Below are 9,163 nucleotides of genomic sequence, written 5' to 3'. Positions count from 1 at the left end.
AGCCTCGTGCCAAAGCCAGACCCGGTCGGCCCATCCGTTGGCGAGGTAGATCTCTTTGATCCGGCGGCCGTAGGCCAGCACCCCGTCGAAGCCAGAGAGGTCGTACTGGTCCATGGCGGCGGCGTTGGTCACCGAGCGGTGATGGGTGTCATGAAAAAGGAGTCGGTAGCGGTCGTTCTGTTTCCGGTGCGCCCCCAGCCGGCTGACCAGCTCGGGCTCGTTCCATTCATGGACGATCACCAGGTCGGCGCCGGAGAGCACCTGGTCGAGGTCGAGAGCGTCCAGCCGGTAGGGTATGCCGTGCAGCCGGGGATAGACCTTGTGAAACTGCTCCACCGCCGCCATCCCCTGTTCGCGGACCAGGTTGGTGTAGCTCCAGCCGCCAAGGGGCTCGTAGACGCTCACCTGGTTTCCTCTCTCGATCAGTTCGGTCACGATGCCGCGCAGAAAGTGCGCGTTGCCGTGATTCCAGTCCGAAACGATCGAGTGATAGAACATGACGATACGCATCTGGTGGTGGCTCTCCCCTCTTTCTAGTCTTCGCAGGCCCGATAACGCTGCTCGGCGAGCAGGTCGGGGTTGAGGTCGCGGTAGGCGGAGAGGTAGGCGGCGGTCATCTTGGCCGCGTTGAAGCTGCGGCTGCGGACCAGTGCCCGCTCGCCCCACTCGACGACCCGCCGGTGGTCGGCGCAGAGGGAGCGAAGTTCTCGCAGCAGGGCCTCGTCGTCCTCGGAATCGACGAAGATGGCGGCGTCGTCCCAGAGCTCCCGCAGGGTCGGGATATCCCCCAGCACCAGCGCGCAGCCGGAAAGAGCCGCTTCCAGGATGGTGAGACCGAACGGCTCGTAGCGGGCAGGCAGGGCGTAGATGGCGGCGGCGCTGAACCAGGGGACGAGCTCGGACGGGCTCAGGAATCCAAGCCGGTTAATCCCGTCGAAAGCGGCCGTCCCGCCTCCGGGGTGTTTCTGTTCCCCCGCCACGTAGACGGGCCAGGGTAGCCGGTACGCAGTTCTCGCCAGGGCCGCGATATTCTTGGCGTCGTCCCAGAGGCGGCCGACCGAGAGGATAAAATCCTTTTTCACACCCGGGTAAAAGGTGATGCGGCTGCGGGCATTGTGGATCACCCGGCCCCCGGGAAGAGGCAGGTAAAAACGCTCGATCGCCTCCAGCATGGCGGCGGTGGGGGCCACCACCAGGTTGGCGGCGGCAAGCCCCTTGGTCACCGAGCTGCGGTAAGGCTCCAGCCCTTTGGGAAAGGCCTGTCTGCGCACAGCGTCCCACCAGGAGAGCATGCAGGAATGGGCGACGACCAGGCAGGGGCTTCGCCAGGGGAGCGAGGCGTGCACGTAGCCGTTCAGGTGCACCAGGTCGGGACGGAGCTGCTCTTCCAGCGACAGGAGCCACTCCCCGCTCTGGACGATATCGTCCCAGGGGTCATCCATCCATTCCAGACGGAAGGTGCTTTCATAGACGGTTACGTTGTGCTCTTCGGCAGCCTCCCTGTGCTGCTGGTCGGTCAAAGGTTGCCCCATGGTGGCAAGGGCCACCTCGACCCCATGCTCGGCCAGGCCGTGGGCGAGTTCCAGCACGTAGGTCCAGACGCCGCCGACCGGGTCGGCGGTCATCAGGATTCGGCGCGGCAGCGGCTGCAACGCAGCGTGATCATGGACCTGGTTATGGGTGAGGATCATGACATGCTCCTCATCGCCCGTACGCCGTGTCGAGGACCGTTGCCACCTCGACCAGCCTCTCGGCGGCGGGATCGAAGCGAGGGCCTTCCTGCCGCAGTTTTTTGGCCCAGGTGACGGCCGCCCTCCCCCCCCAGTCGTCCGGCGGGACCGCGATGGTCTCACGGGTGGTCCCCCGGAAGCGCTCGGCGACGAAATCGTAAAAGGAGCCGTCCACGTTTCGGAAGCAGGCTCCACCTTTGGTCCCGTAGAAGGTGGATTCGATCACCGCATCCCTGCCGGCGGAGACGTTCCAGGAACAGGCGACCCGGATCACACTGCCGGTTTCCAGCACGATGGAGAGTTCCGCGTAATCCTCGACCTTGTCGGATCCCCCCTTGAGACGTTCGCCCGCGGCGTATATCGAGCTGGAGATGCTGCGCGGTTCGGGGAAGTCGAAGAACCAGAGCGCGAGATCGACCAGGTGGCTGCCGAGGTCGATCAGGCAGCCCCCACCGGAGAGGTCGGGGTCGTAGAACCAGGGCTTGTCCGGGCCGTAGGCGTTGTGGAAGACCAGGTCGGCCGCGTAGACGTGGCCGAGTTCCCCGGAAGTCACCAGGCCGTGCACCTTCTGGATCCCATCGGTGAAGCGGTAGGAGAAGTCGACCCCGAGCAGGCGGTCGGCGGCGCGGGCGGCATCGACCACCCTGCGGGTCTCGTGGGAGGTGCGGCCCAGCGGTTTCTGGCAGAAGACGGCGAGGCCGTGTTCCAGTGCGCGCACCGCCTGCGTGCAGTGTCCAGCGCTGGGAGTGGCGATGACAAGCGCGTCGAGCTCCATCTGCAGGAGGTCGTCCAGGGATTCGGCGACCGCCGCGCCGGGAACGAGTTTGGCTGCCTCCTGGGCGTGTTCGCCGACCAAGTCGGCGATGGCGGCCACCTCGACTTCCTTGCTCCGGTGGATGGCCTCCAGCCGGTGCCGGCCGATCCAGCCGGTCCCCAGGAAGCCGACCCGCGGCAGTGCTGCTTTCTTCTTCATTGCAAGCTCCTCTCGGTCGGACGTCAGACAGGTCAGACAGGTCAGACAGGTTCGACTAAAGCAAAATGACACCTTTGATGAAGCCGTCGGGTCGCTCGTCGAGGGCCTGGTAGGCCTGCGCCAGCTCGTCCAGGTGGTAACGGTGGGTCACCAGGTCGCTGACCGCAAAAAGCCCCGCCTCCACGGCGGCGATCCCGTTGCGGATCCCTTCCAGGTACACCTTCGCCTCGCGCTCGTGGGCGTTCACCACGTCGATCCCTTTCCAGTTCCAAAGCTGGATGTTCACCTGCCGGGCGCCGTCCTGGTGGAAACCGGCAATCACCAGCTTCCCCCGCTCGCGAACCAGTTCGCCGGCCAGATCGAGCGGCCACTGGTAACCGGTCGCTTCCACCACCCGGTCGCACCCTTTCTCGCCCACTATCGAGCGCACGCGCTCCATCACCCGCTGATGGTCGTCCAGCAGCACGGTCTCCAGCGCACCATACTTCCTGGCGATCTCCAGCGACGACGCGCGCCGGGAAATAGCAACCACCTTGGCGCCGCGCGCACAGGCCATGGCGGTGACGATGGCTCCCAGGAATCCGGCGCCGATCACCGCCACCGTCTGCCCCGGCTGGATATCGCTTCTCCGAAAAACGTTCAGGGCACACCCCACCGGCTCGCCTGGGAAAGGACCGTCATCAAGCGAACGGGGAAGCTTAACGAGGGCGTCGGCCGAGACCTTGTCGTACTCGGCATAGGCATTGTAAGAGAGAAAGGTAACCCGGTCCCCCTCGCAAAGGCCGCTCACCCCGCTCCCCACCTCTTTAACCCTGCCCCACCCCTCGTGCCCGGGGGCACCCGGTAGAGCCGGATAGCTGAACCACGGCCTCCCCTGCCAAAGCGGCAGGTTGGAGGCGCAGACGCCGCATCCTTCCAGTCTCACCACCACCTCTCCGGCACCCGCGCGCGGCACGGGGACCTCCACCACCCCCGCCTTCCCCGGACCGGTAATCACCGCTGCCTGCATCACATTGCTCATCTCTAGATAGCCTCCGCACCCGGCACGCTGTAGATTTCCCCACTGACCCTGCCAGCGGCGGGTCGCCCCGGGCTCTTGCTTGACTCGCGCAACCACTCGTACAATTTGCTTACCCCTTCCTCCACGCTGTGCCGCGCGCTCCAGCCGGTCGCCTGGGCGAACTTCCTGGTGTCGGAGACGTAGTACCTCTGGTCTCCGGTCCGCCACCCTTCCTTGGAGATGGAAGGAATCCCGCCGTTCAACCCGCGCAAAAGCTCCAACAGTTCCAACAGGCTGACCGTGCGCTCCGGGCCACCGCCGATGTTGAAGACTTCACCGGAGATGCTGGAGATCTGCTGCCGGGCCCGGCATAGAGCGTCCACCAGGTCCTCCACGTAGAGGAGGTCCCTGACCTGGCAGCCGTCACCGTACAGGGTGATGGGGTTGTTCTTCAGGGCCTGGATGGCGAAATGTGCCACCCACCCCTGGTCCTCGTTGCCGTACTGGTGCGGGCCGTAGATGCAGCTCATCCTGAAGACCACCGATTTGAATCCATAGGTGCGGGCGTAGTCCAGCACGTACTGGTCGGCACACCCCTTGGAGCAGCCATAGGGACTCAGGAAGTCGAGTGGGGTTGCTTCGCCCAGCCCGTTCGCGCGCAGGGCCTGATCGACCGGCTGATACCGGCTGCCGTTTTTCCGGATGCTGCATCCCTCAATCCCGCCGTAGACCTTGTTGGTGGAGGTGAACAGCAGCGAGGGAGGTTCCTTCGCCTTGCGGATCGCCTCCAGGAGCGCGAAGGCACCCGCCGCATTCACGCCGAAATCCGCGGCCGGGTTCTCCACGCTGGTGGTAACCGCCACCTGGGCCGCGAAATGGTAGACGTGACTCGCCTCGGCCACCGCCTGCTCCAGAAGGAATGAGTTGCGAATGTCCGCCACCCTCACGTCCAGCCGGTCCCCGAACTGCTCCTTAAGCCAGAGGAGATTTCTCTCAGCACCGGGCCGGGAGAGGTTGTCGTAGACCATTACCCGCCGCCCCTCGGAGACCAGCCGCGCGACCAGGTTGGTGCCGATGAACCCCGCCCCCCCGGTGACCAGGATGGCTTTCTCATCAGCATTGGCGAAATGCCCTGATTCCCGGGGAGCCGCCGCCGCTGCCACCTGTTCAAGAGCCGCCGCCCCCCCCTCCTCCAGCAGCCGGTAGAGAAGCTTGGGAGAGCCGTCCGCCCTTCGGAAACCGAAGTAGTATTCCCGCTCATCGAGATGGAAGCGATCCACCGCAGCCAGCCCGGGATCCAGATCGTCGGCCCCATACCAGTAGATCCGCTCGGCCGGAGCCGCCAGGAACTCCAGGAACATGGTGGTCTGCTTGAACTCGTCGTGCTGCCACGTCGAGAAGCCCGCCTCGGTCACCCAGATCTCGGCCTTGCTGCCGCGCTCCTCCAACAACTCCCTCACCATGGCGATGTTGCGCTGCCACCCTTTCCAGGTGTAGTCGAAGATATCCGGGAAGCCGTGGATGCCGACCACGTCGATGTAATCCATCACCCCCAGCTCGAACATGCGGCAGAGCCAGTGGCCGTCGATCGGGCTCATCCCGCCCAATACGGTCTTCTTCCCCCGCTGTTTCGCCCAATAGGCAGCACAGCCAATCATCTCCCCGAAACCAGTCCAGTGTGGGTCCAGCGTCCAGTCCCACTCGCTCAGGTTGTTGGGCTCGTTCCAGAGTTCCAGGTACTCGAAATGCTCGCCGAAGCGGGTGATAAAGAGATCGATGAAGTCGGCGTAATCCTTGGGAACCTTGGGCGGGGAGGAGGTCTTGGCCTCGATCCCTATGGAGGGTGGCGTATAGAGGACGCAGGGAAGGAGCTCCACCTCCCCCGCCAGCCTGGGGATCAGCCACTGATACCAGTCGATTCCCCCCTCGGCATACCAATCGGCCCAGGAGATGCCGGTGCGCAGCCGGCTGGCCCCGATCTTCCGCAGGTCCGAAAGCACCCTCTCCACCCGTTCGTGCTCACCCGGACGGAACCACTCCACCATGCCGAAATGGCCCGGCAGCTTCTGGGCGTCGCTCCCTTTCATAATGTGAGCCCTCGCACGGCCAGCTCGGCATGCGCCTCGGACACGCGGTCCACCGCGATCTGCCCTTCCAGCCACTGCGCAAGCTCGGCCAGCCCCTCCTGGAATATGACCCGCGGCTGGTAGCCGAGGACGTCGCGGGCCAGGGTGATATCGGCAAAGCAGTGCCGGATGTCCCCCGCGCGGTAACTTCCGGTGATCTCCGGCGTGATCTGTGGGCAGCCGAGCTGACGGCAGAGCTGCTGCAGCACCTCCAGCACGTTGACCTTCACGCCGCTGCCGATATTGAAGACCTGCGCCTGCTGCTGGTCCACCTCCAACGCCAGCCGGCAGGCACGCGTTACGTCGTGCACACTGACGAAATCCCTCTGCTGCAGCCCGTCCTCGTAGATGCGCGGGCTGTTGCCGTTCAGAAGCCGCGAGGCGAAGATCGCCAGCACCCCGGTGTACGGGTTGGAAAGCGCCTGGCGGGTGCCGTACACGTTGAAGAAGCGCAGGGCCACCACCGGGATGCGGTAGCTGTTCCCCACGATGATTGACATCCGCTCCTGGTCGTACTTCGAGAGGGCGTAGACCGATGCGAGCGTGGGAACCTTTTCCTCCGGCGTGGGCATGGGCGATAACGGCTCACCCTCGGCGCCGCAGGGCTCCCAGCGCGCGCTCTTCAACTGCTCCAAGGGGCGCTGCACCTGGTCGTACACCCTCCCCTGACCGTCAAGGTAACGTCCTTCCCCGTAGATGCTCATGCTGGATGCCACCACCAGCTTGCGGTCTCCGCCGGCCTGCACCATCGCCTCGAGAAGGACGGCGGTGCCGGTGTTGTTGACCGAGGTGTATCGCTCAATCTCATACATGCTCTGGCCGACTCCCACCATCGCGGCCAGATGGAAGACCGCGTGCGTCCCTACCAGGGCCCGCCTGACGGCATCCGGGTCCCGCACGTCCCCCTTGACCAGCTCGACATCAGGATGCAGGTAGGCAGGCCTGACCGCGTCCGGTCCATGCACCTGCGGGATCAGACTGTCCAGCACCCGCACCCGATAGCCGTGGCGGAGAAGTTCATCCGCCAGATGGGAACCGATGAACCCCGCACCTCCGGTAATGAGAACGCTCCCGGTCATAAACTCCCTCTGTTCGCTATGTTAGGGTCTCATGAACAAGGTGGGACTTTTGATACATTAGATTTTTCTCAATATTAGCAGCATGAGCATGTATGTCAAATTATTTTAATTGATATTTACTTATAATGTGAAACGTTGCCCAGGCTCACACATCTGCGGACCCGCACCTAGAAGGGAGTCACCACCTTCAGGGCCTGCCATCACGGCAAGTCGGGCCGACCGGAGGACGAGTTTTCAAAACCTGAAAGTGTGCTACCTTAGTCGGTATTAATTTTATCCAGGGGCATGGAGACCATCACTAATGGCCAAAACATCCAGGAAGTTTCCGATCGGTGCCGAACTGCTGCAGGAGGGTGTGGATTTCCAGGTCTGGGCGCCCAACTCCAAGAAGGTGGAGGTGGTCATGCTCGCGGAGGAGGAGGGTCACCCAGAGGTGGCCACCCTGGAACTGAAGGCTGAGAAGGGTGGCTACTTCGCCGGCCGATCCGATTACGCGCAGGCGGGCACACTCTACCGTTTCCGTCTGAATGGCCGTGAAAGCTACCCGGACCCCGCCTCGCGCTTCCAGCCGGAGGGGCCTCACGGCCCGTCCTGCGTGATCGACCCGCACGATTTCGAATGGAGCGACCAGAAATGGGAGGGTATCCCGCTGGATGGGCATGTCATCTACGAGATCCACATCGGCAGCTTCACCAGGGAGGGTAGCTGGCAGGCCGCCATGGAGCAGTTTCGGGCCCTGCACGACCTGGGGGTCACCCTGGTGGAGGTGATGCCGGTGGCCGACTTCCCCGGCAAGTTCGGCTGGGGCTACGACGGCGTCAACCACTTCGCCCCCACCAGACTGTACGGCCATCCCGACGACATGCGCCGCTTCGTGGACCGGGCGCACGCCACCGGGCTCGGGGTGATACTGGACGTGGTCTACAACCACTTCGGCCCGGAGGGAAACTACCTGGAGAAGTACTCGCACGACTACTACAGCGAGGAGGAGAGCAGCTGGGGACGGGCCATTAACTTCGACGGCAAGAATTCGGGGCCCGTCCGGGAATTCTTTACCGCCAACGGCAGCTACTGGATGGATGAGTTCCACATCGACGCCCTGCGCTTCGATTCCACCCACTCGATTCAGGACCGCTCGCCGCGGCACATCCTGGGGGACATCACCGATGCCGCACGCCTTGCGGCCGGCAAAAGGAAGGTGTTGATGTTTGCCGAGAACGAGCCGCAGGACAGACGCTGCCTGCTCCCCTCCACAGAGGGTGGCTTCGGCATGGACGCGGTCTGGAACGATGACTTCCACCATAGTGCCCACGTCGCCCTAACCGGCTACCATGACGCCTACTATTCGGAGTACTTCGGCTCCCCCCAGGAACTGGTGTCGGCGGTAAAGTGGGGCTACCTCTACCAGGGACAGCGCTATTACTGGCAGGGGAAGCGCCGCGGCAGCCCCACCATCGGCATCAGCCGCAACCGCTTCGTGCACTACCTCCAAAACCACGACCAGATCGGCAACTCCGCCTGGGGCACCCGCATCCACAACCTGACCAACCCCGGCGCCCTCAGGGCCATGACCGCACTGCTGCTCCTCTCGCCGCAGACCCCCCTTATTTTCCAGGGACAGGAGTTCTCAGCCTCCACCCCCTTCCAGTACTTCGCCGACCTCAGCACGGACATCTCCGAGCAGGTCCACCAGGGAAGGATCGAGTACCTCAAACAGTTCACCAACATCGACAAGCCGGAGATCATCAAGACCATCGATAAGCCTTACGACCAGTCGACCTTCGAGCAGTCCCGGCTGAACCTCTCCGAGCGAGCTAGTGGCAGCAGGATGTACGCGCTTTTCCGCGACCTGATCAAATTACGCATGAAGGACCCGGTGATCAAGAAGTCCTACAATTGCTGGATCGACGGCGCGGTGCTGGGACCCACCAGCCTGCTGGTGCGGTACTGCCTGGGGGAAGAGCAGCGGCTGTTGGTGGTAAACTACGGCAGGGAGCTGCACATGGCACCGGTGCCGGAACCCCTGCTCGCGCCGCCTGAGGGATGCTTCTGGTGTGTTGCGCAGCAATGTCCGCGTTTTCCCTGGCCTCGTCGAGCCTGGCCGGCGAGATGAAGTTGCGCGCAGCCAGGTCAGCCTGCCGTCGCTGTTCCTTCAGCGCGAATGCATGCTTGGTGCGGGCGAGTGAGATTTCCGCCTGCTTCTGCCTGTAGCTTGCCTTGAGGGCGGCGAGGTCTGTGCGCACCTGCGCCAGTTT

7 protein-coding genes are annotated in these 9,163 nt (G+C 63.7%); 1 reads left to right on the top strand and 6 read right to left on the bottom strand.

Annotated features, from left to right (window positions below):
• The 6 genes from VJ604_RS00790 to VJ604_RS00765 form a co-directional block, all read right to left on the bottom strand.
• The coding region (locus VJ604_RS00790) for a CgeB family protein (protein ID WP_518517896.1) at positions 1–510 on the bottom strand (510 nt) is incomplete at its 3' end.
• 23 nt (positions 511–533) lie between these two features.
• Positions 534–1,691, bottom strand: coding sequence for a glycosyltransferase family 4 protein (locus VJ604_RS00785; RefSeq protein WP_324079480.1), 1,158 nt, complete (start codon positions 1,689–1,691; stop codon positions 534–536).
• Between the two features lie 10 nt (positions 1,692–1,701).
• The gene (locus VJ604_RS00780) at positions 1,702–2,703 is read right to left on the bottom strand and encodes a Gfo/Idh/MocA family protein (protein ID WP_324079479.1); all 1,002 of its coding nucleotides are present in this window, start codon (positions 2,701–2,703) and stop codon (positions 1,702–1,704) included.
• Between the two features lie 55 nt (positions 2,704–2,758).
• Positions 2,759–3,724 (bottom strand): MDR/zinc-dependent alcohol dehydrogenase-like family protein, encoded by a 966-nt coding sequence (locus VJ604_RS00775; RefSeq protein WP_324079478.1) that lies wholly within the window; start codon positions 3,722–3,724, stop codon positions 2,759–2,761.
• 2 nt (positions 3,725–3,726) lie between these two features.
• On the bottom strand, positions 3,727–5,790 hold the full coding sequence (locus VJ604_RS00770) for an NAD-dependent epimerase/dehydratase family protein (RefSeq protein WP_324079477.1): 2,064 nt from the start codon (positions 5,788–5,790) through the stop codon (positions 3,727–3,729).
• A complete protein-coding gene (locus tag VJ604_RS00765; RefSeq protein WP_324079476.1) occupies positions 5,787–6,908 on the bottom strand; it encodes an NAD-dependent epimerase/dehydratase family protein in 1,122 nt (373 codons plus the stop codon). Before VJ604_RS00765 ends, VJ604_RS00770 begins: the two co-directional genes overlap by 4 nt.
• A 301-nt stretch (positions 6,909–7,209) precedes the next feature.
• On the opposite strand from VJ604_RS00765, the gene treZ reads away from it, so the two are divergent.
• A complete protein-coding gene (gene treZ / locus VJ604_RS00760; RefSeq protein ID WP_324079475.1) occupies positions 7,210–9,021 on the top strand; it encodes a malto-oligosyltrehalose trehalohydrolase in 1,812 nt (603 codons plus the stop codon).
• Positions 9,022–9,163: the final 142 nt, after the last annotated feature.

It is taken from the genome of Geomonas sp., from assembly GCF_035254065.1.
Taxonomy (GTDB): Bacteria; Desulfobacterota; Desulfuromonadia; order Geobacterales; family Geobacteraceae; genus Geomonas.
Note: the sequence above shows the minus strand (reverse complement) of the source record. Positions and strands in the feature narration are given on the sequence as shown.

Bases quoted from the DNA above. Each gene is read 5' to 3' on its own strand.
- VJ604_RS00785 (WP_324079480.1), bottom strand. From the start codon at position 1,691: ATGATCCTCACCCATAACCAGGTCCATGATCACGCTGCGTTGCAGCCG.
- VJ604_RS00780 (WP_324079479.1), bottom strand. From the start codon at position 2,703: ATGAAGAAGAAAGCAGCACTGCCGCGGGTCGGCTTCCTGGGGACCGGC.
- VJ604_RS00775 (WP_324079478.1), bottom strand. From the start codon at position 3,724: ATGAGCAATGTGATGCAGGCAGCGGTGATTACCGGTCCGGGGAAGGCG.
- VJ604_RS00770 (WP_324079477.1), bottom strand. From the start codon at position 5,790: ATGAAAGGGAGCGACGCCCAGAAGCTGCCGGGCCATTTCGGCATGGTG.
- VJ604_RS00765 (WP_324079476.1), bottom strand. From the start codon at position 6,908: ATGACCGGGAGCGTTCTCATTACCGGAGGTGCGGGGTTCATCGGTTCC.
- treZ (WP_324079475.1), top strand. From the start codon at position 7,210: ATGGCCAAAACATCCAGGAAGTTTCCGATCGGTGCCGAACTGCTGCAG.